Below are 25,186 nucleotides of genomic sequence, written 5' to 3' on the forward strand. Positions count from 1 at the left end.
CTTTCGCCAATGTAGTTTGCAGGAAATGTGAATGCGGCCCCTCGAAAGCGGGGCCGCATTTTTTTTGGTTTTTTGACCTGGTTGTATGTGCCGCCGCCGGTCGGCACCACGGAGAACGCAATGGTTTCGATACGTCTGCCTGACGGTTCTGTTCGACAGTACGAGCATCCGGTGACCGTCGCCGAAGTGGCCGCCTCGATCGGTCCCGGCCTCGCGAAGGCCGCGCTCGGCGGCAAGATCGACGGTGAGCTGGTCGACACGTCCACGCTGATCGATCACGACGTGGCGCTTGCCATCGTCACCGAGAAAGACGCCGATGGTCTCGACATCATTCGCCACTCCGCGGCGCACTTGCTCGCTTACGCGGTGAAGGATCTGTATCCGGAAGCGCAGGTCACGATCGGTCCGGTGATCGACAGCGGCTTCTACTACGACTTCGCATACAACCGTCCCTTCACGCCGGAAGATCTCGAGAAGATCGAAAAGCGCATGCAGGAGCTCGCGAAGAAAGACGAACCGGTCTCGCGCCGCGTAGTGTCGCGCGGCGAAGCCGTGGACTACTTCAAGAGCATCGGCGAGAAGTACAAGGCCGAGATCATCGAATCGATTCCGACTACCGACGAAATCAAGCTGTACTCGCATGGTGGCTTCACCGATCTGTGCCGCGGCCCGCACGTGCCGTCTACCGGCAAGCTGAAGGTCTTCAAGCTGATGAAGCTGGCCGGCGCGTACTGGCGCGGCGACTCGAAGAACGAGCAACTGCAGCGTATCTACGGCACGGCCTGGGCCAAAAAAGAAGACCAGGAAGCGTACCTCCACATGCTCGAGGAAGCGGAGAAGCGCGATCACCGCAAGCTCGGCAAGCAACTCGATCTGTTTCACATGCAAGACGAGTCGCCGGGCATGGTGTTCTGGCATCCGCGTGGCTGGACGCTTTGGCAGCAGGTCGAGCAATACATGCGCCGCCGCGTGAACGATGCCGGTTACCTTGAAATCAAGACGCCGATGATCATGGACCGCTCGCTGTGGGAAGCGTCGGGCCACTGGCAGAACTACCGTGAAAACATGTTCACAACGGAATCGGAAAAGCGCGACTACGCGATCAAACCGATGAACTGTCCGGGTCACGTGCAGGTGTTCAACCACGGTCTGCGCTCGTATCGCGATCTGCCCCTGCGTTACGCCGAATTTGGCTCGTGCCACCGCAATGAATCGTCGGGTGCTCTGCATGGCCTGATGCGCGTGCGTGGTTTCGTGCAGGACGACGCCCATATTTTCTGTACCGAAGACCAGTTCATCAGCGAATCGATTGCGTTCAATACGTTGGCGATGAGCGTCTACAAGGATTTTGGCTTCGACGACGTCGAGATCAAGCTGTCCCTGCGTCCGGATGCGCGCGCCGGTACGGATGAGACGTGGGATCGTGCCGAACAGGGTCTGCGCGACGCGCTGACGGCTTGCGGCGTGACGTGGGAAGAATTGCCGGGCGAGGGCGCGTTCTATGGTCCGAAGGTCGAATATCACATCAAGGACGCGCTCGGCCGCTCGTGGCAATGCGGCACGTTGCAGCTTGATATGGTTCTGCCGGAGCGTCTGGGCGCTGAGTATGTCGCGGAAGACAACAGCCGTCGCCGCCCGATCATGCTGCACCGGGCAATCGTCGGATCGATGGAGCGTTTTCTCGGCATTCTGATCGAGCACCATGCTGGTGCAATGCCGTCGTGGCTCGCGCCCATGCAGGTTGTGGTGATGAATATCGCGGAAAGTCAGACCGAATATGCACGGTCGCTAGCCCAATCGTTGCAAAAACAAGGGGTTAGAGTAGAGGCCGATTTGCGCAACGAGAAGATTAGCTATAAAATACGCGAGCACACGCTGGAAAAGGTGCCGTATCTGCTTGTGGTCGGCGACAAAGAGCGTGAAGCCCAAACGGTAGCCGTGCGTGCCCGTGGTGGTGTCGATCTGGGTGTAATGCCTCTCGATACCTTCATTGAGCGTCTGCGCCAGGATGTGCAGTCGTTCAACTGAGCCACTTGGCAGCCCGGCTCGTTTTTTTAATTTTTAGAGGAAACGTAACATCGCTACTGATAAGTCTGCGCACCGCATCAACGGTGAAATTACGGCACCCGAGGTGCGTCTGGTCGGCGTCGAGAACGAACCGCTCGGCATCGTGAAACTCGCTGATGCGTTCCGCATGTCGGAACAGCAAGATGTGGATCTGGTCGAAATCGCTCCGCAAGCGGTTCCGCCGGTTTGCCGCTTGATGGACTACGGCAAGTTCAAGTACTCGGAAGCGAAGAAGCAACACGAGGCCAAGCTCAAGCAGAAGGTCGTCCAGGTTAAGGAAGTCAAATTCCGCCCGGGTACCGACGACGGCGATTACAACGTCAAACTGCGCAACCTCATTCGCTTCCTCGATGACGGCGACAAGACGAAAATCACGTTGCGTTTCCGTGGCCGCGAAATGGCTCACCAGGAAATCGGTATGCGCGTGCTCGAGCGCCTGCGCACGGACCTCGACGAAGTCGGTCAGGTCGAGCAGATGCCGAAAATGGAAGGGCGCCAGATGATTATGGTGATCGCGCCGAAGAAAAAGAAGTAAGCAGCTGGAGTGGCGGCGCGCCATGTGGCGCGTGCTCCGGTTGTGAAAGATTGAAGCGATGCTATGCCGGGTATCCGGCGCGGTGTCGGCAGGTTTCGGAACGGCGCTTATGCAAGTGAGCGTCGCTTCCTGAAAAGCGGCTGCCGGCAGTATCGGCGGTCTGCATACCAAGTGGAGTGGGTTTCGAAGGGCGGGTAATGGCCATCTGGCCGACCGCACACCCATATCCATCTAATAATGGAGTTGTCATGCCGAAGATGAAGACCAAGAAGAGTGCTGCAAAGCGCTTCGTGGTGCGTCCGGGCGGTACCGTCAAGCGCGGTCAAGCCTTCAAGCGCCACATTCTTACCAAGAAGACCACCAAGAACAAACGCCATTTGCGCGGTTCGACGTCAGTTCATGAAGCCGATATGAACTCCGTGCGCGCAATGCTGCCGTTCGCTTAACCCTTAACCGACACTCATAGGAGCAAGATATGCCTCGAGTAAAACGTGGGGTTACCGCACGGGCCCGTCACAAGAAGATCATCAAGCTGGCCAAGGGTTACCGCGGCCGTCGCAATAACGTCTATCGCATCGCCAAGCAGGCGGTCATGCGCGCAGGCCAGTACGCCTACCGCGATCGCCGCAACAAGAAGCGTGTGTTCCGTGCATTGTGGATCACGCGTATCAACGCGGCGGTGCGTCAGCACGACATGACGTACAGCGTGTTCATCAACGGCCTGAAGAAGGCTTCGATCGAACTCGACCGCAAGGTGCTGGCCGACATGGCTGTGTTCGACAAGGCTGCTTTTGCTGCGATCGTTCAGCAGGTGAAAGCCGCCGTTGCAGCCTGATTGCGCTTTGGGCAATTAAACTGCGTGGTTCGTTGCAGCGAGCATCCGGTAGTCTCGGTGCCGCTGCAACAAAAACGGGGCTCCTCACCGAGCCCCGTTTTTGTTGGTAGAACCAGTTTTGCTTCGATTGAACACTGACGCTGAAATGATGGGATCAATGGATCTGGACCAGATTGTCGCCGACGCGCAAAAAGCCTTCGCAGAAGCCTCAGACGTCACCACCCTCGAGAACGAGAAAGCGCGCTTTCTCGGCAAATCGGGTGCGCTGACCGAGCTATTGAAGGGCCTTGGCAAACTCGATCCCGAAACGCGCAAGACCGAAGGCGCACGGATCAACCTCGTCAAGCAACACGTGGAAGCCGCGTTGACGGCCCGCCGCCAGGCGCTGGCCGACGCGTTGCTGAACCAGCGCCTCGCCGCTGAAGCTATTGATGTGACGCTGCCCGGCCGCGGCACCGGCGCAGGCAGCCTGCACCCGGTGATGCGCACGTGGGAGCGCGTCGAACAGATTTTCCGGTCGATCGGATTCGACGTGGCCGACGGCCCCGAAATCGAAACCGACTGGTACAACTTCACCTCGCTGAACAGTCCGGAAAACCATCCGGCGCGTTCCATGCAGGACACCTTCTACGTCGACGGCAAAGATGCCGACGGACGCCCATTGCTGCTGCGCACGCATACCAGCCCGATGCAGGTGCGTTACGCGCGCACCAACACGCCGCCGATCAAAGTGATCGTGCCGGGCCGCACGTATCGTGTGGATAGCGACGCGACGCATTCGCCGATGTTCAATCAGGTCGAAGGCCTGTGGATCGATGAGAACATCAGCTTCGCCGACCTGAAGGGCGTCTATACCGACTTCCTCAAAAAATTCTTCGAGCGCGACGATATTCTCGTACGCTTCCGTCCGTCGTATTTTCCGTTCACCGAACCGTCGGCCGAAATCGACATGCTGTTCGAAACGGGCAAGAACGCCGGCAAGTGGCTCGAAATTTCGGGCTCCGGCCAGGTTCACCCAACGGTGATCCGCAACATGGGCCTCGACCCCGAGCGCTATATCGGCTTTGCTTTCGGCAGCGGCCTCGAGCGGCTCACCATGCTGCGTTACGGCGTGCAAGACCTGCGTCTGTTCTTCGAAAACGACCTGCGTTTCCTGCGTCAATTCGCGTGAACCGGCGCGTACGAACGCGACAAGCATAGAGCGCGGCACTGCGTGCAGTGCCGCCAGCAGCGTCCCCGGCAGTGCCCGGCGAATCACGAATACTGAAACGCGCGATGCACCGGCCGGACCTGGACCTAACCTGATCAGAACGTACACAGAACCATGCAATTCCCGGAATCCTGGCTGAGAACCTTTGTCGATCCGCAACTGACGACCGATGAGCTGTCGCACGCGTTGACGATGGCGGGTCTCGAAGTCGAAGACCTGCGGCCGGCCGCGCCGCCGACCTCGAAGATCGTCGTCGGCCAGGTGCTGGAAGTCGTCAAGCACCCTGACGCGGACAAGCTCAACGTGTGTCAGGTCGACGCCGGCACGGGCGCGACGCTGAACATCGTGTGCGGCGCACCGAATGTCGCGCCGGGCATCAAGGTGCCGGTCGCCCTGGTGGGCGCGCAGTTACCGCCGGCCGAAGAGGGTGGCGCGCCGTTCGCGATCAGGCTGTCGAAACTACGCGGCGTGGAAAGCCAGGGGATGCTGTGCTCGGCACGCGAACTGAAGCTGTCGGAAGATCATAGCGGCCTGATGATTCTGCCGGAAGATACGCCGATCGGCCAGGATATCCGCGAAACGCTCAAACTCGACGACACGGTTTTCGAAATCAAGCTGACGCCGAACAAGGCGGACTGCCTCTCGGTGTTCGGCGTGGCGCGCGAGACGTCCGCGATCACGGGCGCGCCGTTGCGCCCGCTCGAGATCAAGCCGGTCGACGTCAAGCTCAACGAAACACTGCCCGTCAAGATTTCGGCGCCCGATCTGTGCGGCCGTTTTTCGGGCCGCGTGATTCGCGGCGTGAACGCGCGCGCGAAATCGCCGCAATGGATGGTGCAGCGTCTGGAGCGTTCGGGCCAACGCAGCATTTCCGCGCTCGTCGACATCTCGAACTATGTGATGCTCGAACTTGGCCGTCCGTCGCACGTGTTCGATCTGGACAAGATCCACGGCGGCATGGACGTGCGTTGGGGCCGCAAGGGCGAAACGCTCAAGCTGTTGAACGGCAACACTGTCGAACTCGATGAAACCGTCGGCGTCATTGCGGACGAACAGCACATCGAGAGCCTCGCCGGCATCATGGGCGGCGACAGCACGGCAGTCACGCTCGACACGACCAACATCTATCTGGAAGCCGCTTTCTGGTGGCCGGATAGCATTCGTGGCCGCTCGCGCAAGTACAACTTCTCGACCGATGCGGGCCATCGTTTCGAACGCGGCGTGGACTACGCGACCACCGTCGAACACATCGAACGCATCACGCAATTGATCCTCGACATCTGCGGCGGCGAAGCCGGCCCGGTCGACGATCAGATCGTCAACGTGCCGAAGCGTGAGCCGGTGAAGATGCGCGTCTCGCGTGCAAACCGCATCATTGGCATCAAGATCGATGCGGACGAAATCGCGCAGATCTTCACGCGCCTCGGCCTCACGTTCGAACGCGACGGCGATACGTTCTCGGTGATGCCGCCGTCGTACCGCTTCGACATTGAAATCGAAGAAGACCTGATCGAAGAAGTCGCGCGTATCTATGGCTTCGAAAAGATCCCCGCACGTCCGCCGGTCGCGACCAGCGAAATGCTGCCGACCGACGAAACGCAGCGCTCGATCCACGTGATCCGCCACGCGCTCGCCGCGCGCGACTACGCGGAAACGGTCAACTTCAGTTTCGTCGACGCGGAGTGGGAGCAGGACTTCGCCGGCAACTACAAGCCGGTACGTCTGTTGAATCCGATTGCCAGCCAATTGTCGGTGATGCGGACCACGCTGTTCGGTAGCCTGATCAATGTGCTGCGCACGAACCTGAACCGTCGTGCCGCCGATCGCGTGCGCGTGTTCGAAGCGGGCCGCGTGTTCCTGCATGATCCGTCGATCAAGGCAGGCGAATTGGCGGTTGAGGGTTTCGCCCAGCCGAAGATGATCGGCGCGCTCGCCTACGGTCCTGCGCTCGACGAGCAGTGGGGCGCGCAAACCCGCTCAGTTGACTACTTCGATATGAAGGGCGATCTGGAAGCAGTACTGGCGCCGGCGTTGGCGCGCTTCGTGAAAGCGGCGCATCCGGCATTGCATCCGGGCCGTAGCGCGCGTATTGAACTGAATGGCCGCGCGGTGGGCTGGATTGGCGAATTGCACCCGCGCTGGATGCAAAAATATGATTTGTCGCATGCACCGATTCTGTTTGAAATCGAAGCGGAAGCATTAATGCAACGCGTATTGCCGACTCCGACGGACGTGTCTAAATTCCCGCCGGTGCGCCGCGATATTGCGGTGGTCGTCGATCAGAAAATCGAGGTGCAGGCGCTGCTGGACGAGCTCCAGAAGGCTCAATCCGAAGCGGCCTGCAAGACCGTCCAGAAGGTTGCGCTTTTTGACGAATTCCGTCCAAAATCAAACACTTCCGGGGGCCTGGCGGCTCACGAGAAAAGCCTTGCGTTCCGTGTGACCTTGCAAGATACTGGCGGGACCCTTCAGGATGAAACGGTCGATCTGGCCATTCAAACTCTGGTGGAACGTCTGGCTCGAGTATATGGCGCACGGTTGCGTGGATAACCCGCAATTAACATTTGCACGGCATTTTTCCGCAACTTCCGTTTCTGCTTGACGCGCCATTTGATAGATATGAATGAAATGAACTCGAGTGATTTCGAAGCTCTTCTTACGGCGCAACGCAGCGCCATGATTCGCGATATTCCGACATCACCCGCGGCCGTTTCCACCGAAACGCCGACGCTTACCAAGGCTGAACTTGCCGAGTTGCTGTTCGACAATGTCGGGCTCAACAAGCGGGAAGCGAAAGACATGGTCGAAGCGTTCTTCGAGGTGATCCGCGATGCGCTGGAGAGTGGCGATAGCGTGAAGCTGTCGGGGTTCGGCAACTTCCAGTTGCGCGACAAGCCCCAGCGTCCTGGCAGAAACCCGAAGACCGGCGAGGCGATTCCAATCGCCGCGCGCCGCGTTGTGACGTTCCATGCAAGTCAAAAGCTGAAAGCGCTGGTCGAGAACGGCGCTGAAGCGAGCTTCGCGCGCTGATTGACTGGCGCGTTCCTGCGCAACCCACCACGACGGCTAACTGACGATGACAGCGACGATCGAAAAAGTCGTCTTGCCTCCGATCCCGGCGAAGCGCTACTTCACGATTGGTGAGGTCAGCGAACTATGCGGCGTGAAACCGCATGTGCTGCGCTATTGGGAACAGGAGTTCACGCAGTTGCGGCCGGTCAAGCGGCGCGGCAATCGACGGTACTACCAGCATCACGAGGTGCTGTTGATCCGGCGGATTCGTGAGTTGCTGTATGAGCAGGGTTTCACGATCAACGGTGCGCGTAACCGGCTTGATTCACATGGCGGTGGCGCGCATGGTGCGGCGGCTGATGATCTCGGGGAAGGCGAGGGCGCAGCGGCGCCGGCGGCTGCAACAGCCGCAGTGGACGTCGAGCAGTTGCGCAAGGAATTGCTGCATGTGATCGATTTGTTGGGCCACTAGTTCGCTTTGTTAGCGCAGAGCGGTTCTAATCGAAGGAAGTGTCTGTTATAATTTTTAGCTGTTCGGGGCGTAGCGCAGCCTGGTAGCGTACCTGCATGGGGTGCAGGTGGTCGGAGGTTCAAATCCTCTCGCCCCGACCAAATTCAAACCCGCACAGCTTAAGGCTGTGCGGGTTTTTCATTTACCGCCTCACTGTGCGTTCGTACAGTGGTTTTTAGACAGAAGATTAGACATTTGTCTTAAACGCCGAGCGTCACCATGGCAGTTCCAGGTCGAGCGATGACGTCTCCGGAATAGCCTCTTTGATGTAGATCTCCGTCGTCTTTCCGGTCGTGTGCGCGAGCCGTGTCTGGATCTCTGCACGCCCCTTGCCGGCCTTCGCTGCGTCGTTGCGCCGAGCGCGCGCAGGTCTTTGAACTGGAAGCCGTCAGTCACGCTGGCGCGCTCCTTCGCGCGGTCAGTCACCGCGCGGATCTGCGGTGTGCTCTCGACATCGAGCGCCTTGCCGCTTGTGCCGGCCGTCTTCGATGGCTTGAACCGTATCGTCGTGTCGGTGACCTGCGTCTCGAGCAGCATGCCCACGTCGATTGCTCGTTGCCACACGAGGTAGGACATGTCGGCAATGCACTGGAACACAGATCAAATTGGAACGCCCAACGGATTATGGCGCAGCCCACTTAAGCGCTGCGCCGGTATTGTTAAGGTGCAGGAACGTTAATAACCGTGTTGACCATTGTCACTGCGGCAGTCAACGCAATCGCGCGGCCGTTGAGCGTTGTGACGACCGCGGTCGGCGGGGTCCCTCCGGCTGTCGAAAAGGTGATCGATGCGTTGGACAACATCGTTCCGGTCATCGTCGATCCCGTGCCGATAACCGCACCGCCCGGAACATACCAGAACACGTTCTTCGACTGCGCGCCGTTCACCAGCAATACCTGGATCGGCACCGCCGGTGTAGCCGGCCCGGTCACTCCCACATTCAAGGTGCCTGTGTTCGCTGCTGTCTGGAAGACCCACACGGCGTTGGCGTCACCGCCAGCATCCAACGTCAGATTGGCGGTCGTGCGTCCCGCTCCGCCAATGTCGAAGGTGCCTGCGGCTGAGCGATACACGCCAGGCGGAAGCGTACGGCCTGCCAACTCGTCGGCGCCGCCTCCAGCTCCGCCGCAACTGGCACATTGCGCCGGATCTGACACGTTGATGCCACCCGGCAATGAGCCCGGTGAGAGCGCGTTGAACGCTTTCGTCGCATCCAGGCTTGCCTGCGAGACGGCAGCGCCTGCGACCGAACCCGGGGGCGCGGTCAGGGTGTACACGAGGCCGGTTACCAGTCCGTTATTGTTGGGCGTCACCGTGTAGACGTTGCCGCCGGAGTCGTGCAGTCCCGTTATCTTCGTTGAAGCTGCGTTCACACCCAGATCGCCGTGAATGACCGTATTCAGTCCGGCATTCGTGACCGTGGCATTACCGCCGAACGAGCCGAAAGGCTGGGCACCTCCGAGAGCGGGCGCTGTCGTGCACAGGGACGAATTCGTTGTGAAATTCGTCACGAAAGCGGCTGCGAGGGCATTACCCGCCAGGTCCTTTGCGCCGGTCGTGATCGTGACGACATAGCTCGCGTTGGCTGTCAGGGCGCTGGATGCAGTGAAGGTCGCGACGTTGTCCGGGACGCTATAAGCAATGGTGCCTGCGAGTGGCGTGCCCGGCGCGGTCGAGGCCGCGACGGTGAAAGTCGCCGTATTGAGGGTCGACGGGTCCATGGCCTCGCTGAAAGTGACGTTGACCGACTTGTTGGTGCAGACGCCAGTTGCGGCGTTAGCCGGGTTCGTCGACACGATCGAGGGCGGCGTCGTGTTCGCGCTGCTTCCCGTGGTGAACGTCCACGCAAAGCTGCTCACGAGGGCATTGCCGGAAAGATCCTTGGCCGTCGTTGTAACGGTAGCTTTGTAGACGGTTCCCGCAGTCAGGGTCGCCGGCGCAGTCGGGGTGAAGATCGCACTTTTTGCGCCCGCCGCGTAAGACACCGTGCCCACGACCGGCGTGCCGTCAGATCCAGTCAGCGTGAAGCTGGTCGCCGTTATCGTTGAAGGATCCATGTCCTCGCTGAACGTCACCGAAATGTGGGTGTTCAGGGCGCTATTTGTCGCACCCGCCGCAGGTACGCTGAGCAACACCGTGGGAGGGGTCACGTCTGTGGTGGCCCCCGTGGTGAACGTCCACACGAAGTTGCCTGACAGTGCGTTACCCGACAAGTCCTGTGCAGCGCTCGTTATCGTTGCCGTAAGGGCGGTGTTTATAGGCAGCGGGTTCGCGGGAGCGAACACCGCGGCTTTCGCACCCACGATGTAACTCACCGTGCCCGCAATCGGGGCACCTCCGGGGCCGGCAACGGTAAAGCTCGACCCGGAGATCGTTGCCGGGTTCATGTCTTTGCCGAAGGTGGCGATGATCTTCGTGGTCGTTCCCACACCTGTGGCGCCGGGCAAGGGCACCGCGGAGCTGACGGCAGGCCGGGTCGCGTCTTGAGTCGTGCCTGATGTCGTGGCCAGGTCCGTACCCGAAGAGCCGCCGTCGCACCCTGCCGTCAGTGCTATAAGCAGCAACGCCGTCAACCAGGTCAGTCGTTTGCCGAAAAGCCGAAAATGGGTCATGTGCAACCTCGGTTCGACGCTGATGCAGCGGCATACTCAATATTTTTCATTTTCTTTCCCTGATAGTTGACCTGCGGCACCGAGCATTCGGTGTCGCTTAAAATTGTTTTACTTGCGTGCAGCGCTGAGAATTCAGAGTGGGGCGAACAGGTGCTCGACATGCCGCGTCCGGTGATCCTGTCCCGCTCGCGCAAAAGACAGGTGGACACCTTTCGGCAAATGTACAAAGAGCCTGGTCGGGCAGACAAGAAAAAGGCCGGTAGACCGGCCCTTGAGATACGTTACTGTGGCGAGATATTCGCGGCCTGCAAACCCTTCGGGCCGTGCTTTGTCTCGTAGCTCACTTGGTGGTTTTCTGCGAGCGTCTTGAATCCGTCGCCCCGAACTTCCGGGAAGCGAGCGAAGAGATCGTCGCCGCCAGTATCAGGAGTAACGAAGCCAAAGCCTTTGCTATCGTTGAACCACTTAACAGTACCGGTATCCATGAGAATTCCTTGAAATAAAAACAATGGCTCCGTTGCGGAGCGACAAAAACTTCAAGGAAGAGGAGAGGATAGCGAGTACCGCGCAGAAGAGGCGGAAAATGGTGATCAGCAATCAGGCTTCTTGAATATTTCGAAGCCCACAGTACCTTGGCGATCCGGGACTGTCAACGCATTTCGTGAAGCGCCTACCGATGATGCTTGACGCGAAGTAAAGGATTGCGGGACGCGACACCGACTTATTGAGTTCGATGTTTCCAGGACTTCTCTCTGTGCTGGCTATCGTCAAGAAATACCTTCAATGCCTGGTGGCGGTTTTTCTTTTGCAGATTCGGTTTTGTCGTGAGTGAGTAGGTTGCCTAATCGCTGAGTCTTCGCAATCTCAAGCGTCCGTCGTACTCGAATTTTATCTCCCGCGCGTTAATGCGACAGAGCCGTCCGCGTCGCTGGAGAATCTCACGCAGACGTCAGGCGTGTTTCTTCAGCCAGTCAACGAGCAAGCGTTCGAACTTTGCGGGTTGCTCCATGAGAAAAAAATGGCTCGCCCTCTCAAACATTTCGGTGCGAGCGTGAGGCAAACCTTCTGACAGCCTGGCGGTCGCAGTCGGCGAACAAGCCGGATCGGCGTCCCCAGCCGTCACCAACGTCGGTCGCTGGATACGCTGCTGCAACCGGACCACGCTGTCGTGCGCCTGGCACGTTTCATTTGCCGCGCAGCGGTCACTCGCCACGATGGTTACCGGGAAAGCGCAAATGATAGAAAAGGCCAACGATGCCACGCCAACTGCTTGTCACGTACCGGGGTGGCCGCTTGGCCACGGCGCCAGAAGTCAGCCGTGGCTCTGCCGGTGCCTGAGCGCAACGTGGGGCGTATTCTGTTCTCCCCGGAGCGGCCGGTGGGAACTTGAGGAGAGAAGGCCGGACAGCACCGGTACTTAGCTTTCGGCTTAACAAAAACTGCGAAATAGCCATGCGCTCCGGGCCGTACATTGAACTTCAGTGGAGACTCAGATGAAAAGGGCAATCGTAGTCCCGGCTCTGCTTGCAATCGCCATTGTCATTGTCATTGTGTTGATCTTGCGTCTTTCGAGCGAAGACGCCATTCGCCTCGCCGGCTACGCAGCCACTGCGGCCATCGCCGTACTGGTCAGCCTCCTGACCCGCCGCCGCGCGAATCGCAGCAGTCACGTCGACGGTGGATCGCACTGATATCCGCGGATCGCGTACCGCATTACAGCGTACCGCCTCGTGAACCTGCGGCTATCTTCCGCTGCAAATTGGTAAAGCAGTAGCTCGCGAACACATATGACACAGCAAGTCTAAACGAGTGAAGGCCCCGTCTGGTCAATCACCGCAAGTGAAGCTGCGGGCCCATATTTGCACTGCCTTCATTGCCATTCCGAGCTTCGTTGATAACTGGGTCACTATACCGGCGGCGACGGCGCGGAAAAACGCAATGCCGCGCAAAAGAGAACCCGAAGTCATGCAAAACTCGGAGCGCCTGGTGTGATGCAGCAACCCAGGATTAGACCGCGGTACCGTTTGTGGGGGGGCTTTCGATGGCGGGGGATTCCCAGTTCCGACGCACATGAGCGTCGTGCGAACGACAGGAAGCGTTTCCATGCACGGATGGACCGCATCGTTCCGGCTTTGCTGCAGGTCCCCGATGCGCCTGCCACATGATAGGGAACATAAAGTTTTTCTTGGCCTCGTGAAAACCATTACTGCGTTTTTCTTTATCGGGGCCGCGAGCATAATGCTTGGGGCAGTACGGGCCGCATCATCGCCGCGCTGTCAGAATCGCGCCGCAACACTATCCCCGGCAATTTTGAATGCTACACGGACGAGGCCTATTTCCGATGATTGCCTGGCTGCATGCGCAAATGGAACTTGCCAGTACTGGAATCGATATCACCTCGATGTTCGCGGCGGGCGCCATCATCACGCTGTCGTATCTGGTATATGGCATGACGGGTTTTGGCTCCTCGATCGTCGCCATTCCGATGCTGACGCAGCTTATTCCCCTCCGTACTGCCACACCAGTGATGCTGGTACTCGACCTGGTAGCCGGAATGCTTGTCGGACTGCGCAATCTTAAGGCTGTCCAGGCCCAGGAGTTATGCCGCCTGGGACCGTGGCTGTGCATCGGCCTTGTGCTCGGCGTGACAGTCCTGGTTTCGGTGCCGGAGAAGCCCCTTGAACTCCTGCTTGGCGTCTGCCTGCTGTCCTACTCGTTATGGCGGGTGCGCTCACACGGCGAATTCCGGCGGATTGGCGGTGGCTGGGCGCTTCCACTGGGTTTCTTCGGAGGCTGCCTGACTGCCGTATTCGGCACGGGCGGCCCGGTGTACACCATTTATCTGGCAGGACGCCTGAGCGATGCGGATCAAAGACGCGCAACGATCAGTACGCTGATTACCTTGACTGCAATTGCGCGACTACTCCTTTTCAGCATGTCAGGTTTGTATCGCAATCCAGCCGTATTGCACCTGGCGGGGTGGCTATTGCCTTGCGGTACGATCGGCCTTTTGATCGGCGCAAGATTGCGTAATGCGATTTCGACCGCCAATGTCCTGACGCTTCTGTGGATTGTGTTGATCGGGGCAGCAATTAATCTGATTGTGCGATCCGTGCCGGCCATATTTGCCGGCTTTTAACGTGTCACAAATTCATCCTTTTGAGTAGGTCGTCTTCTGCAGCACGGGCACTGGGCCGTCTGGCGAGTGTGGATGCAGGCATCACGAAGAAGAGAAGGCAGCGGCGAGCTGCGGCGAACCGCGCTTCTCATTAGGCGGCCGCTTGCGCTCGATCGCGAAATGCGGAGTCGTCACCCGCCTGTCGTGCTGCTGCGCTGCAGACAATGCGGCTTCGATGCCGCGCGGCAGCGTGCGTAAGAAGCGTTCCGAAAAACTATCGCCGGTTTTCGGTGCGTGCTGTATCGCGTCCCGGGTCCGTTGCTGCGGCGCCTGGATTCCGCGCATACATGTACGCGCGATTGAACGGATATTCATGTCGCTCGGCGAGCCGACAATGAGCGGAACGATTAGGCTGTTCGGTCATGTCAGGCGGCCGCGACACGAGAATCTGGAACAGCGACGTCCACCCTCGTTCAAATCCCATGGCGGACCCTGCCAGATAGAGTCGGTACGCGCGGATGATCCGTTCCGCGTCGCTGCCCAGTATCCGGCGCGCCTCGTCAAGACAAGCCTCCAGGGCGTCGGCCCACTGCCATAGCGTGCGCGCGTAATGCGGGCGAAGACACTCGGCGTCCACGGGTTCGAGGTTGCCTCGAGTCATGGCAGCCATCAATACGCTCACGTGCACCAGTTGACCGCCGGGGAAAATATATCTGTCGATGAAATCACCTATGCCGCCATCGAGTTGCGGATTGTCAGCGCCGCCGGCGGTAATGCAGTGATTCATCATGAGGCCGCCCGGCCGAAGCAGACGGCGCATCTTTGCGAAGTAGCGATACAGGTTCGGGCGCCCAACGTGTTCGCACATGCCCACCGAAGCAATTTTGTCGAATGGCCTGGACTCGTCGATATCGCGGTAGTCCTGCAGCAGCATCCGGACGCGACCCTGCAGCCCCTTTTGGTCGATAAGACGGTTGACGTACGTGTACTGGTTTTTCGACAGGGTGATGCCTGTCGCGGCAACGCCATAGTGCTCGGCAGCCCAAAACAGCAGCGCACCCCAACCGGCGCCCACGTCGAGAAAACGTTCGCCGGGACGCAGCATCAGCTTCCTGCAGATGTGATCGAGCTTAGCTTGCTGGGCGTCTGCCAGCGACATGTTGGGCGCCGAAAAGTACGCGCACGAGTACACCCGCAGCGGGTCGAGCCACAGGGCGTAGAAATCATCGGAGACGTCGTAGTGATGCTGAATCTGTGCGGCGTCCATGGCTCGACTGTGGTGGGTGCGTTCCCAGACGGCGAGGCGGGCGCGATTGACACGAGCCAGCAGCCATCCGTGCGCCTCCTGGGTTGGGTTGCGCCGCAGCAGCGCGGGGGCAGTGGCCATGAGGTCATGCATATCCCCCTCGATCTCCAGTCGGCCCTCCACATAGTCTTCCGCCAGTCGCCCGATCGCCCCCTGCGTCAGATGCAGAAGCGTTCGAACATCCCGGATGACGAACGACAGCCGGGGCTGAGCCGCGCCGATGCGCTCGCCGTCCGGAAGCTGAACGGAGCAGGGGAGTGGCAGGCTGGCGATCTGGTGTTCGGCAGGGTGCCGCAAAAGGCTGGGAAGCATCATGGACGCTGTCTCCTTCAGGCAATGTCACAATCCTCCGGCGCGGGCGGCAACCACCCTCCGGGCCCGATTTTCGTGCAAACCGCGCCCCGTTCTCACGCGTCCATTGCGCGTCCGAATCAAGATGCGACTGGCGATCATGCCGCGGCGCTGCCGCCACCATTCGCATCATTCACGACGCCCCCTATCGGCGTCGATCGCACTGCGGTGAGTTCCCTCATCCATATCATAAAGTGACATATAGTAATCCTATCAGCTTCGAGTGTAGATTAACGAGAGGGTGCATGACTTCGGAAACTCCAGCACGGCGCGAGGCCCAATCGTCGCGACCGCCGCTGAGGGCGACCTTCACGCGCGCTGAATGTCCGCGGTGAGGCACGGCGCTTGCTCACCCTTAGACCATTCACACAAACGATGGAGGTTCAAATGGTCGAGTTGCACCAACCCACCACGCCGGCAGCCGGGTCCTCGCTCAGTGCGTCTGACCCGGCCGGCTCCGCCGGTTCATCTCAACAGGGCGACGGCTTTACAGCGAGGTCCAGCGGTGCCGACGGAGACCGGGCAACCGGTGTTCGGACGCTGTCTGACCTGAAGGAAAAGATTGCGGGTGCACAGGAGGTGGTTAAGACGAAGTACCGTGTCGTCTCTGAATCGACCGACGATTACGTTCATGAGGCGCCGTGGAAAGCGGTCACGATGGCGCTCATCGGCGGACTCATTATTGGAATGCTTGCTCGCCGCTAACCCCGGTTGAACTCTTCAGGAGAAGAAATTATGGATCCGGTCTCGCATGGAATTATTTTCTGGCTAATCATCGGCGGTATTGCTGGCGCTTTGGCCGGTCGTATCGTCGACGGTGGCGGCTTTGGCATCGTAGTCGACATCATTGTGGGTATTGTCGGCGCCTTCATAGGCGGTTGGCTGGGTGGGGTGCTGGGGCTGCACCTGGGAGGCGGCATCATCGGCTCACTGATTACAGCGCTGATCGGCGCAGTCATCCTGCTCGCTATCCTGCGACTTTTCAGCCGAGGTCGCACGCGTCCGCTCTAAAATCTACAATACGCGGCCACCTGGTAACGTTTCTCCACACCGCTGCGCTGCCCGTTGGAAAACTCGGTTTGAGCGCGGACAGCAGCGGATCGTTGGAGCACGACATCAGGTGGAGCATCGGCTCTATCGGCCACTCGTCGCAAGTTCTCTGTGCCGGGTGGCCGCTCCTCATTGCGGTCACCCGTCTTGGTCGGCACCCTTGGCACCTTTGGCGCGTTTCGCCGGCCCGAAGTGCTGGTCGAAAGCTGTTGCGTCGCACAAAAATTGATGCTGAACGTCATATGGCTTGACCCGAGAGCAATAAAGTATCGGTTTGCGGTCTTATTTTCAGTGGCGAGATATCCGCGACAGGACTAACTTTCTCTTACGGCGGACGCGGCACGATGTGCGCGACCCGCAAAAAGCAGAATGGGTTCTGGAGGAAGACAGATGCATACGACGCTGGGTGGCGGGGCGCGCACGCATGTCCGCGACGCCAGAATCGTCCAGCCGGATCTCGAACTCGTGGCGGTGCCGCGCGATGAGTCGTTCAAGATCTGGTCGCATGGGTATCCCTATCGCACGGTGCGCTGGCACTTCCATCCTGAGTATGAAATTCAGCTGATTACGTCGACGACGGGCAAATACTTCGTAGGCGATTACATTGGCAATTTCGCGCCCGGCAATCTTGTGATGGTGGGATCGAATCTGCCGCACAACTGGGTCAGCAATCTGTCCCAGGGCGACCATGTGAATGAACGCTGTCTTATTCTGCAGTTCGATACGGGGTTCGTTGCGCGCGCGATCGAGGCTTTCCCAGAGTTCAAACGCGTGGAGTTGTTACTCGATGCATCGCGTTGGGGCGTGCTGTTCACACCTGAAACGGGTGGGGCCGCTGAACCGATCATGCACGAGATGCTGAGCGCGAAAGGCATGCGGCGCCTCACGTTGTTTCTCGCTTTGTTTGACCTGCTCGTGCAAAGCGTCGCGCCGGTGAAGCTGGCGAGCGCTGCTTATTGTGCGGACCCGGCACGCTATGCCGAGTCTCGCATCAATCACGTGCTTTCCTATATTGGCAAGAACCTGTCACAAGCGTTGCGCGAAAGCGAGTTGGCCGAACTCGTGGGGCAGAGTGTCAGTGCCTTCTCGCGATATTTTCGCCGGCACACCGGCGTGCCCTTCGTGCAGTATGTGAACCGGCTGCGCATTAATCTCGCGTGTCAATTGCTGATGTCGGGCGAGCTGAATATCACCGATATCTGCTATCAGGTCGGCTTTAATAACCTCTCGAATTTTAATCGCCAGTTCCTTTCCCTGAAGGGCATGTCGCCTTCGCGATGGCGCGCATATCAACAACTCAATGCGGCTAGCGCTACTGAATCGGCTGAAGCCGCGCACGTCTCGCAAGCGTCCGGATAGCGCGTGTCTCACGGAAATCACCCAGACCGTGGCGCCTTGACGAAACGCCGCCTCCGGCGAACTGGGTTTGTCTGCAGTCTGAATGGATGTATTGTGTACTACATAGGATATGAATCATGACGCAACTATTGGTCCGCGTCCGCGCTGACGCAATTGAGGCGCATGATGGGCAATCATCTGGATAGTGCTAGCAAACTAACGATCTTCAAAGGAGCTCACCCGCGGCCCAACCACAGCAGCACCTGTGCCGGAATTTTTCTAAAAAACGGAGACATTCGATGACCAGACTTTCGAACCAGTTAATAGGCGCCAGCGCCCTGACCCTGAGCATGTTGAGCAGCACCGCGGCATGGGCCGCACCCAGTGGCACGGTTGCCTTTCTGATGCCCGACCAGGCGTCGACGCGCTACGAACAACATGACTTCCCCGGCTTCAAGGCCGAAATGAGCAAGCTCTGCCCCGACTGCAAGGTGCTCTACCAGAACGCCAATGCCGACGTCGCGACGCAACAGCAGCAGTTCAACTCCGTGATCGCGCAAGGCGCCAAGGTGATCGTCCTCGACCCGGTGGACTCGACGGCCGCCGCGTCGTTGGTCCATATGGCGCAGGGCCAGGGTATCAAGGTTATCGCCTATGACCGGCCTGTGCCCTCGACGCCGGCCAACTACTATGTATCGTTCGACAACGAAGGCATCGGCCGTGCCATCGCGCAGTCGCTCGTCCAGCACCTGAAAGACTCAGGCGTACCGGCCAGCAAAGGCGGCGTGCTCGAGGTCAACGGTTCGCCGACCGACGCGGCGGCGGGGCTGATCAAGAAGGGCATCCACGCCGGACTGCAGGGTAGCGGCTACAAGACGCTGGCCGAATACGACACGCCGGATTGGGCTCCCCCGAAGGCTCAGCAGTGGGTCAGCGGACAGATCACGCGCTTCGGTTCGCAGATTGTCGGTGTGGTGGCCGCCAACGACGGCACGGGCGGCGGGGCTGTCGCAGCGTTCAAGGCAGCGGGCGTCAACCCGGTGCCGCCAGTGACCGGCAACGACGCGACGCTCGCGGGATTGCAGCTGATCATCGCGGGTGACGAGTACAACACGATCCTGAAGCCGAGCGAGGTTGTCGCGGCCGCGGCGGCGAAGGTGGCTGTCGGCTTCCTGTCCGGCCAGTCCCCGAAGGCTGAAACGACGCTCTTCAACACGCCGACCCAGCTCTTCAAGCCCGCGGTAATCACGGCGAAGAACCTCAAGGCGGAGGTCGTCGACAAGGGATTCGCGAGCGGCAAGGAGTTGTGCACCGACCGCTATGCCGAAGGGTGCAAGAAGCTGGGAATCACGTACTGATCCGGCGCGACGCCGGGCGGGATCCGGCTCGTGCCGGGTCCCTCTACTCTGATGAGGTATCCGTCCCATGACTGACAACTCCACAATCCGGGCGAGGCCTGGCGAACTAGTACTGAGCCTGCGTGGCGTCTCGAAGCACTTCGGAGCGGTCTCGGCCCTGACGGACATCGAGCTCGACGTCCATGCCGGCGAAGTGGTCGCCCTGGTGGGCGACAACGGGGCCGGGAAATCAACCCTGGTGAAGGTTCTCGCCGGGGTCCATCAACCCAGTACCGGCACGATCACCTTCGGTGGCAAGGAGGTCACGCTGCCCGATCCGGGCGCGGCGCTCGATCTCGGCATCGCCACGGTGTTCCAGGACCTCGCGCTGTGCGAAAACCTCGATGTCGTCGCGAATATCTACCTTGGGCGCGAGCTGAATCCGCTCCGCCTCGACGAGGTCGCCATGGAAGTGCGCGCCTGGACGCTTCTGAACGAACTGTCGGCGCGCATCCCGAGCGTGCGCGACGTGGTCGCCTCGCTGTCGGGCGGCCAACGTCAGACCGTGGCGATCGCTCGCTCGCTGCTGCTGGACCCGAAGCTGATCATGCTCGACGAGCCGACGGCGGCGCTGGGCGTGGCCCAGACCGCGGAGGTGCTGAACCTGATCGAGCGGGTGCGCGACCGCGGCCACGCGGTCATCATGATCAGCCACAACATGGAGGACGTCCGCGCCGTGGCGGACCGGATCGTCGTGCTGCGGCTCGGCCGCAACAACGGCGTCTTCTATCCCGACTCGTCGAATGAGGAGCTGGTGGCCGCGATCACCGGCGCCACCGAGAACGCGGTGTCGCGCCGCGCCGGCCGGCGCCTGGCCGAACCGGGCGCCTGGACAAAGGAACGATCATGAGCAATGAAATTCAAGGCGCCCCGCAGCCTGAACCGCAAGACCCTTCGCAGCCGTCCACGCTGCTCGACCGCAGCGATGTCCGCGTCAAGCACGCCGCCGGGATCGGCGGCACGGTTGCCGCCTTCGTCGAACGGGTGCGTTCGGGCGATCTGGGATCGCTGCCGGTCATCGCGGGGTTGGTCATCATCTGGACCGTGTTCACCAGCCTGAACCCGGTGTTCCTCTCGGCCGACAACCTGGTGAATCTGCTGTTCGACTGCTCGACGGTCGGCGTGATCTCGCTGGGCATCGTCTGCGTGCTGATGGTGGGACAAATCGACCTGTCGGTGGGGTCGATGAGTGGCTTCGCTTCGGCCCTGGTAGGGATGCTCTGGGTCAATCATGGCTGGCCGGTGCTGCTGGCCATCGTCGCTGCCGTCGCCGTGGGCGCAGTGGTCGGCGCCGTGTACGCGCTGCTGCTCAACCGGCTCGGCATGCCGAGCTTCGTCGCGACGCTGGCCGGGCTGCTCGCGATCCTCGGGATGCAGCTCTATGTCCTCGGCGCTACCGGGTCGATCAACCTGCCCTACGGCTCGACGATGGTGAATCTCGGGCAACTCATCATCATCCCCGCCGCCGTTTCGTATCTCATTGCGCTGGTACCGGGTGCCGTGATTCTGGTGGTCGGGCTGCGCACGCGCGAGCGCCGCCGGGCGTCCAATCTTTCTGCGCCCTCGGTGGGCAGTCTGCTCGTGCGCAGCCTCGCCATCACCATACTGTTGGAGGTGGTGGTTGCCTACCTTAACCGGGGACGAGGCGTTCCGCTGATGTTCGGCGTCTTCCTGGGCCTCGCGGTCGCGATGGACTATGCGCTTAAGAGGACGCGATGGGGCCGGTCGATGAACGCGGTCGGCGGCAATCACGAGGCCGCAAGGCGGGCGGGCATCAATGTCAGCGCCATCTACACCAGCGCCTTCGTGCTGTGCGCCAGTCTCGCCGCGCTCGGCGGCGTGCTGACCGCGGCACGGCTCGCGTCCGCCAGCCAGCAGGCCGGCAGCGGCGACGTGAACCTGAACGCCATCGCCGCAGCCGTGATCGGCGGCACCAGCCTGTTCGGCGGTCGCGGCAGCGCGTATTCGGCGGTGCTGGGCATTATCGTGATCCAGTCGATTGCCAGCGGCCTGACGCTATTGAACCTGTCGTCCTCGCTGCGCTTCATGATCACCGGCGCGGTGCTGGCGATCGCGGTGATCGTCGACTCGCTCGCCCGGCAGTCGCGTGTCTCGCATGGTCGCGCGTAATTCGAGCAATCCAGCAACCCTATTGCATGGGAGAACAGTGAATGAGTGAATCCATAAAGGGAAAGGTTGCCGCCATCACGGGTGCGGCATCGGGTATCGGCCTTGAGTGCGCGCGCGTCCTGGTCGCGGAAGGCGCGAAGGTGGTTCTGATCGACCGTGCAAAAGACCGGCTCGAGCAACTCTGCGCGGAACTGGGGCCAAACGCTCTGCCACTGGTCGTGGATCTGCTGCAGCCGTCGGAGGTGTCTGCGCTGCTGCCGAAAATTATCGAACTTGCCGGCGGCCTCGACATCTTCCATGCCAATGCCGGCGCCTACGTCGGCGGCGACGTGCTGGACGGAAATCCGGACGAGTGGGATCGCGTGCTGAACCTGAACGTCAATGCCGCGTTCCGATCGGTCCACGCTGTGCTGCCGCACCTGGTCGCGCAGAAATCGGGCGACATCATCTTCACCAGTTCCATCGCGGGGATCGTCCCGGTCGTGTGGGAGCCGATCTACACCGCGTCCAAATTCGCGGTGCAGGCCTTCGTTCACACGACCCGCCGCCAGCTCGCGAGGCATGGCGTGCGGGTCGGCGCGGTGGCCCCGGGTCCGGTCGTGACGGCGCTGCTCGACGACTGGCCGAAGGCGAAGATGGACGAAGCGCTCGCCTCGGGCAGCCTGATGCAGCCGAGAGAGGTCGCCGATGCGGTGCTCTTCATGCTGACGCGGCCGCCCAACGTGACCATCCGCGATCTTGTGATTCTTCCAAACAACGTCGATCTCTGAAACGCGTGACAGACGCGGGCGCGGTAGTGTGGCTCCCCGTCGACCTGAAACGCCTCCCCTAACAGACAGTGAGCAGACAGTAAGCTATGACCTCGGACAACCCAACCCCCGACGCGACAGACAGCCCGCGTTATGTCATCGGCGTGGACGTGGGCACGGGCAGCGCCCGGGCCGGAATTTTCGACCTTGCCGGCCGCATGGTGGCCTCGGCAAAACATGACATCACCCTGTTCCAGGCGAGCGGCTCCATCGTCGAGCAGTCGAGCGGCGAGATCTGGAACGCCGTCTGCCATGCCGTGAAGGACGCGCTGTCGCAGGCGGCAGTGTCGCCCGATCAGGTCGCCGGCATCGGGTTTGACGCCACCTGTTCGCTCGTCGTGCTGGGCGCGGGCGGCCAGCCCTTGCCCGTGGGCCCCTCGGAGCAAGCCGAACGCGACATCATCGTCTGGATGGACCACCGCGCCGTGACGCAGGCGGAGCGCATCAACGCGACGGGCCACGAGGTGCTGAAGTTTGTCGGCGGCAAGATCTCGCCGGAAATGGAGACACCGAAGCTGCTGTGGCTCCTCGAGAACAGGCCGAGCGTCTTCGCGGCGGCATGGCAATTCTTCGATCTGACCGACTTCCTGACCTGGCGCGCGACCGGGGATCTGTCCAGATCGACCTGCACGGTCACCTGCAAATGGACCTATCTGGCGCACGAACGGCGCTGGGACGAGAGCTACTTCCGAAGCGTCGGCCTCGGCGTGCTGGCGGACGAGGCCTTTGCGCGCATCGGCCAGACCGTCGTCGACCCGGGTACGCCGCTGGGAAGCGGCTTGACGGCAAACGCCGCCGCCGAGCTCGGCCTGCGCGCCGGAACGCCGGTTGCCACAGGTGTGATCGATGCCCATGCGGGGGGAATCGGCACGGTTGGCGCCGATGGTGAGCCCGAATCCTGCCTCGCCTACGTTTTCGGCACCTCATCGTGCACGATGACCACGACCCGGAGTCCGGTCTTCGTGCCGGGCGTGTGGGGGCCCTATTTTTCGGCGATGGTGCCGGATGCATGGCTCAACGAGGGGGGGCAATCGGTGGCCGGCGCGGCGATCGAACGACTGCTTTCCATGCACCCCGCAGCCCCCGACGCCCGACGTCGCGCGGAGCACGAGGGCCGGTCCCTGCCGGTGATGCTCGGCGGTCTCGCAGAGGAGACGGCGGGCGGACTATCAGGAACGGTGTTGCTGGCAAATGGCCTGCATGTCGTCCCGGAGTTCCTCGGAAACCGCGCCCCGCTGGCCGACCCCCACGCAAGAGCCGTGATTGCCGGTCTTGGAATGGAAAGCGACCTGAACAGCCTGGTTGCGCTCTACATTGCCGGCATTTGCAGTATCGGTTACGGCCTTCGGCAGATCATCGAAGCGCAGGCGGTGGCCGGTGCACCAATCGAGCGCGTGATGATCAGTGGGGGCGCCGGGCGACTCGATCTCGTTCGGCAACTACTCGCCGATGCGACGGGAAAGCCGGTGCTTGCCACGCAGGCGGAAGAGCCCGTGCTGCTGGGCGCGGCGATGCTGGGCGGCGTGGCTGGCGGCCTATTCGACGACGTGCGCTCGGCGATGGCCAGGATGTCGCAGATCAGTAAGATCTACGAGCCGCACACGGGTGACATTGCGGCATTGCACGAGGCACGGTTTCGCGCTTTCAGGCGGTTGCAGACCGTGGCCAGAGAAATTCGCTAGGCCTACGATGTCGAGGGGACGAGGGCGACGCCACCGTGCGCAATCGCCATGGCGCCGCTTACGCGGAGAAGGCTGGAGACCGGGCCTCACCCTCTCCCGAGAACGACAAACCGCTCAAGGTGATGATCCTCATCCCCAAGCTGATGATCGATCATGACCAATCGCTTGGCATAGTGGGCAAGCGGCAGCTCCCACGTCATGCCGATACCGCCATGCAACTGAATGCACTCTTCGGCGACCCGCGCGCCGATCCTCCCAATACTGTACTTTGCCGCGGAAACCGCCCGTTCCCGCACCGTACGCGCAGCCCCCAACGCCGCCGCGGCGTTGATCACCGCCGAACGTGCCTGCTCGATCTCGAGCAGCAGATCCGCCATCCGGTGCTGCAATGCCTGGAAGCTGCCGATCGGCACGCCGAACTGCTTGCGCGTGCGCAGATACTCGAGCGTGTAGTCTTTCGCGACGTCCATCGCGCCGACTGCTTCGGAACACAACGCGAGCACGCCGCAGGCGATTGCGTATTCGAGCGTCGCGAATCCTTCTCCGCCGGTCCCGAGCAATGCGTCATCGTCAAGCGTGACATTGTCGAACGTGACCTCGGCCGCGCGGCCGCCGTCGATCTTGCGATAGCCGCGCACGCTGACACCCGCGGCGTCGCGCGGGACGAGAAAGAGCGTGATGCCGTCTTCGGCGTCGTCGGCGCCAGCCGTGCGCGCGGAGACCAGAAAGAGCGAAGCGGTCTCACCGTGCTGAACCACCGCCTTCGCGCCGTTTAATCGCCACGCGTTCCCGCTGCGCTGCGCACGCGTCGTGACGCGCGCGAGTTCGTAGTGGCTGTCCGGCTCGCCATGCGCGAGCGCAACCAGACGCGAGCCGTCGATCAGCTCGGCAAGCAGGGCTTTCTGCGCATCGCCGCCGCTACGTGCAATCGCCTGGCCGACGATCAGCGTATCGAGAAACGGTTCGACCACGAGGCCGCGGCCCAGGCTTTCGAACACGACGGCGATATCGAAGCCGCCGCCGCCAAAACCACCCTGCGTTTCATCGAACAACGCGCCGATGATGCCGAGTTCCGCGAAGCGGGTCCACAGTTCGGCGCTGAACCCTTCAGGCGAGCCTGCGATCCGGTCGCGCGTCGCGAAGCCGTATTGCTCGCTGACAAACCGGTTCAGCGTATCCGCCAGCATGCGGCGGTCTTCGGTGTGCTGGAAATTCATGGCGTT

The 25,186-nt window shown here is 60.9% G+C and carries 23 protein-coding genes and 1 tRNA gene; 19 read left to right on the forward strand and 5 right to left on the reverse strand.

All coding sequences use genetic code 11. The features are described 5' to 3' along the window. Positions 1–120 precede the first annotated feature (120 nt). From thrS to ACAX43_RS24175, 9 genes are all read left to right on the forward strand, one after another. Positions 121–2,028: a threonine--tRNA ligase gene (gene thrS, locus ACAX43_RS24135; RefSeq protein ID WP_370710926.1), complete on the forward strand. Its 1,908-nt coding sequence runs from the start codon at positions 121–123 to the stop codon at positions 2,026–2,028. Positions 2,029–2,077: 49 nt separating this feature from the next. Next, a complete protein-coding gene (gene infC, locus ACAX43_RS24140; RefSeq protein ID WP_325044246.1) occupies positions 2,078–2,602 on the forward strand; it encodes a translation initiation factor IF-3 in 525 nt (174 codons plus the stop codon). Positions 2,603–2,850: 248 nt separating this feature from the next. Further along, positions 2,851–3,048 carry a 50S ribosomal protein L35 gene (gene rpmI, locus ACAX43_RS24145; RefSeq protein ID WP_097389908.1) on the forward strand — a complete coding sequence of 66 codons (198 nt, stop codon included), beginning with the start codon at positions 2,851–2,853 and terminating at the stop codon, positions 3,046–3,048. Between the two features lie 29 nt (positions 3,049–3,077). Beyond that, entirely contained in the window at positions 3,078–3,437 is a 360-nt protein-coding gene (rplT, locus tag ACAX43_RS24150) for a 50S ribosomal protein L20 (protein WP_006052502.1), read from the forward strand. Between the two features lie 157 nt (positions 3,438–3,594). Further along, the gene (gene pheS / locus ACAX43_RS24155) at positions 3,595–4,608 is read left to right on the forward strand and encodes a phenylalanine--tRNA ligase subunit alpha (protein ID WP_370710927.1); all 1,014 of its coding nucleotides are present in this window, start codon (positions 3,595–3,597) and stop codon (positions 4,606–4,608) included. A gap of 153 nt (positions 4,609–4,761) precedes the next feature. Further along, positions 4,762–7,197 (forward strand): phenylalanine--tRNA ligase subunit beta, encoded by a 2,436-nt coding sequence (gene pheT / locus ACAX43_RS24160; RefSeq protein WP_370710928.1) that lies wholly within the window; start codon positions 4,762–4,764, stop codon positions 7,195–7,197. A 69-nt stretch (positions 7,198–7,266) separates the two neighbouring features. Continuing rightward, the gene (locus tag ACAX43_RS24165; protein WP_054040433.1) at positions 7,267–7,677 is read left to right on the forward strand and encodes an integration host factor subunit alpha; all 411 of its coding nucleotides are present in this window, start codon (positions 7,267–7,269) and stop codon (positions 7,675–7,677) included. Positions 7,678–7,723: 46 nt separating this feature from the next. After that, positions 7,724–8,131: a MerR family transcriptional regulator gene (locus ACAX43_RS24170; RefSeq protein WP_370710929.1), complete on the forward strand. Its 408-nt coding sequence runs from the start codon at positions 7,724–7,726 to the stop codon at positions 8,129–8,131. A 63-nt stretch (positions 8,132–8,194) separates the two neighbouring features. Further along, a tRNA-Pro gene (locus ACAX43_RS24175) sits at positions 8,195–8,271 on the forward strand. Positions 8,272–8,829: 558 nt separating this feature from the next. Here the strand turns inward: ACAX43_RS24175 and ACAX43_RS24180 are convergent. The 3 genes from ACAX43_RS24180 to ACAX43_RS24190 all read right to left on the reverse strand — a co-directional run bounded on the left by ACAX43_RS24180 (position 8,830) and on the right by ACAX43_RS24190 (position 12,043). Next, the gene (locus tag ACAX43_RS24180; protein ID WP_370710930.1) at positions 8,830–10,782 is read right to left on the reverse strand and encodes an Ig-like domain-containing protein; all 1,953 of its coding nucleotides are present in this window, start codon (positions 10,780–10,782) and stop codon (positions 8,830–8,832) included. 281 nt (positions 10,783–11,063) lie between these two features. Further along, a complete protein-coding gene (locus ACAX43_RS24185) occupies positions 11,064–11,267 on the reverse strand; it encodes a cold-shock protein (RefSeq protein ID WP_370710931.1) in 204 nt (67 codons plus the stop codon). Positions 11,268–11,731: 464 nt separating this feature from the next. Continuing rightward, the gene (locus ACAX43_RS24190) at positions 11,732–12,043 is read right to left on the reverse strand and encodes an alpha/beta fold hydrolase (RefSeq protein ID WP_370710932.1); all 312 of its coding nucleotides are present in this window, start codon (positions 12,041–12,043) and stop codon (positions 11,732–11,734) included. A 232-nt stretch (positions 12,044–12,275) separates the two neighbouring features. Between ACAX43_RS24190 and ACAX43_RS24195 the strand changes: the two genes are divergently transcribed. Beyond that, positions 12,276–12,473, forward strand: coding sequence for a hypothetical protein (locus tag ACAX43_RS24195; protein ID WP_370710933.1), 198 nt, complete (start codon positions 12,276–12,278; stop codon positions 12,471–12,473). Positions 12,474–13,123: 650 nt separating this feature from the next. After that, a complete protein-coding gene (locus ACAX43_RS24200) occupies positions 13,124–13,921 on the forward strand; it encodes a sulfite exporter TauE/SafE family protein (protein WP_370710934.1) in 798 nt (265 codons plus the stop codon). A 253-nt stretch (positions 13,922–14,174) separates the two neighbouring features. Here the strand turns inward: ACAX43_RS24200 and ACAX43_RS24205 are convergent, their stop codons facing one another. Next, positions 14,175–15,521: a class I SAM-dependent methyltransferase gene (locus ACAX43_RS24205; protein ID WP_370710935.1), complete on the reverse strand. Its 1,347-nt coding sequence runs from the start codon at positions 15,519–15,521 to the stop codon at positions 14,175–14,177. A 423-nt stretch (positions 15,522–15,944) separates the two neighbouring features. Between ACAX43_RS24205 and ACAX43_RS24210 the strand changes: the two genes are divergently transcribed. The 8 genes from ACAX43_RS24210 (at position 15,945) to ACAX43_RS24245 (ending at position 23,963) form a co-directional block, all read left to right on the forward strand. Continuing rightward, a complete protein-coding gene (locus tag ACAX43_RS24210) occupies positions 15,945–16,262 on the forward strand; it encodes a YqjD family protein (RefSeq protein ID WP_370710936.1) in 318 nt (105 codons plus the stop codon). 30 nt (positions 16,263–16,292) lie between these two features. Then, positions 16,293–16,568, forward strand: a complete 276-nt coding sequence (locus tag ACAX43_RS24215; RefSeq protein ID WP_370710937.1) for a GlsB/YeaQ/YmgE family stress response membrane protein — start codon at positions 16,293–16,295, stop codon at positions 16,566–16,568. Positions 16,569–16,997: 429 nt separating this feature from the next. Further along, positions 16,998–17,966: an AraC family transcriptional regulator gene (locus ACAX43_RS24220; RefSeq protein ID WP_370710938.1), complete on the forward strand. Its 969-nt coding sequence runs from the start codon at positions 16,998–17,000 to the stop codon at positions 17,964–17,966. A 278-nt stretch (positions 17,967–18,244) separates the two neighbouring features. Then, complete coding sequence (locus ACAX43_RS24225; protein WP_370710939.1) at positions 18,245–19,303, forward strand: sugar ABC transporter substrate-binding protein; 1,059 nt, start codon at positions 18,245–18,247, stop codon at positions 19,301–19,303. A 67-nt stretch (positions 19,304–19,370) separates the two neighbouring features. Beyond that, the gene (locus tag ACAX43_RS24230) at positions 19,371–20,192 is read left to right on the forward strand and encodes an ATP-binding cassette domain-containing protein (protein WP_370710940.1); all 822 of its coding nucleotides are present in this window, start codon (positions 19,371–19,373) and stop codon (positions 20,190–20,192) included. After that, positions 20,189–21,472: a sugar ABC transporter permease gene (locus tag ACAX43_RS24235; protein WP_370710941.1), complete on the forward strand. Its 1,284-nt coding sequence runs from the start codon at positions 20,189–20,191 to the stop codon at positions 21,470–21,472. Before ACAX43_RS24230 ends, ACAX43_RS24235 begins: the two co-directional genes overlap by 4 nt. Positions 21,473–21,513: 41 nt before the next feature. Then, entirely contained in the window at positions 21,514–22,242 is a 729-nt protein-coding gene (locus tag ACAX43_RS24240) for an SDR family oxidoreductase (protein WP_370710942.1), read from the forward strand. Positions 22,243–22,328: 86 nt separating this feature from the next. Beyond that, positions 22,329–23,963, forward strand: a complete 1,635-nt coding sequence (locus ACAX43_RS24245; RefSeq protein WP_370710943.1) for an FGGY-family carbohydrate kinase — start codon at positions 22,329–22,331, stop codon at positions 23,961–23,963. Between the two features lie 86 nt (positions 23,964–24,049). Here ACAX43_RS24245 and ACAX43_RS24250 read toward each other — a convergent pair whose 3' ends face one another. Continuing rightward, positions 24,050–25,180: an acyl-CoA dehydrogenase family protein gene (locus ACAX43_RS24250; RefSeq protein WP_370710944.1), complete on the reverse strand. Its 1,131-nt coding sequence runs from the start codon at positions 25,178–25,180 to the stop codon at positions 24,050–24,052. Positions 25,181–25,186: the final 6 nt, after the last annotated feature.

It is taken from the genome of Paraburkholderia sp. IW21 (assembly GCF_041321145.1).
Taxonomy (GTDB): domain Bacteria; phylum Pseudomonadota; class Gammaproteobacteria; order Burkholderiales; family Burkholderiaceae; genus Paraburkholderia.

What these genes read in the sequence shown, in the direction of transcription:
- thrS (WP_370710926.1), top strand. Translation starts at nt 121, where the DNA reads ATGGTTTCGATACGTCTGCCTGACGGTTCTGTTCGACAGTACGAGCAT.
- rpmI (WP_097389908.1), top strand. Translation starts at nt 2,851, where the DNA reads ATGCCGAAGATGAAGACCAAGAAGAGTGCTGCAAAGCGCTTCGTGGTG.
- rplT (WP_006052502.1), top strand. Translation starts at nt 3,078, where the DNA reads ATGCCTCGAGTAAAACGTGGGGTTACCGCACGGGCCCGTCACAAGAAG.
- pheS (WP_370710927.1), top strand. Translation starts at nt 3,595, where the DNA reads ATGGATCTGGACCAGATTGTCGCCGACGCGCAAAAAGCCTTCGCAGAA.
- pheT (WP_370710928.1), top strand. Translation starts at nt 4,762, where the DNA reads ATGCAATTCCCGGAATCCTGGCTGAGAACCTTTGTCGATCCGCAACTG.
- ACAX43_RS24165 (WP_054040433.1), top strand. Translation starts at nt 7,267, where the DNA reads ATGAATGAAATGAACTCGAGTGATTTCGAAGCTCTTCTTACGGCGCAA.
- ACAX43_RS24170 (WP_370710929.1), top strand. Translation starts at nt 7,724, where the DNA reads ATGACAGCGACGATCGAAAAAGTCGTCTTGCCTCCGATCCCGGCGAAG.
- ACAX43_RS24180 (WP_370710930.1), bottom strand. Translation starts at nt 10,782, where the DNA reads ATGACCCATTTTCGGCTTTTCGGCAAACGACTGACCTGGTTGACGGCG.
- ACAX43_RS24185 (WP_370710931.1), bottom strand. Translation starts at nt 11,267, where the DNA reads ATGGATACCGGTACTGTTAAGTGGTTCAACGATAGCAAAGGCTTTGGC.
- ACAX43_RS24195 (WP_370710933.1), top strand. Translation starts at nt 12,276, where the DNA reads ATGAAAAGGGCAATCGTAGTCCCGGCTCTGCTTGCAATCGCCATTGTC.
- ACAX43_RS24200 (WP_370710934.1), top strand. Translation starts at nt 13,124, where the DNA reads ATGATTGCCTGGCTGCATGCGCAAATGGAACTTGCCAGTACTGGAATC.
- ACAX43_RS24205 (WP_370710935.1), bottom strand. Translation starts at nt 15,521, where the DNA reads ATGATGCTTCCCAGCCTTTTGCGGCACCCTGCCGAACACCAGATCGCC.
- ACAX43_RS24210 (WP_370710936.1), top strand. Translation starts at nt 15,945, where the DNA reads ATGGTCGAGTTGCACCAACCCACCACGCCGGCAGCCGGGTCCTCGCTC.
- ACAX43_RS24215 (WP_370710937.1), top strand. Translation starts at nt 16,293, where the DNA reads ATGGATCCGGTCTCGCATGGAATTATTTTCTGGCTAATCATCGGCGGT.
- ACAX43_RS24220 (WP_370710938.1), top strand. Translation starts at nt 16,998, where the DNA reads ATGCATACGACGCTGGGTGGCGGGGCGCGCACGCATGTCCGCGACGCC.
- ACAX43_RS24225 (WP_370710939.1), top strand. Translation starts at nt 18,245, where the DNA reads ATGACCAGACTTTCGAACCAGTTAATAGGCGCCAGCGCCCTGACCCTG.
- ACAX43_RS24230 (WP_370710940.1), top strand. Translation starts at nt 19,371, where the DNA reads ATGACTGACAACTCCACAATCCGGGCGAGGCCTGGCGAACTAGTACTG.
- ACAX43_RS24235 (WP_370710941.1), top strand. Translation starts at nt 20,189, where the DNA reads ATGAGCAATGAAATTCAAGGCGCCCCGCAGCCTGAACCGCAAGACCCT.
- ACAX43_RS24240 (WP_370710942.1), top strand. Translation starts at nt 21,514, where the DNA reads ATGAGTGAATCCATAAAGGGAAAGGTTGCCGCCATCACGGGTGCGGCA.
- ACAX43_RS24245 (WP_370710943.1), top strand. Translation starts at nt 22,329, where the DNA reads ATGACCTCGGACAACCCAACCCCCGACGCGACAGACAGCCCGCGTTAT.
- ACAX43_RS24250 (WP_370710944.1), bottom strand. Translation starts at nt 25,180, where the DNA reads ATGAATTTCCAGCACACCGAAGACCGCCGCATGCTGGCGGATACGCTG.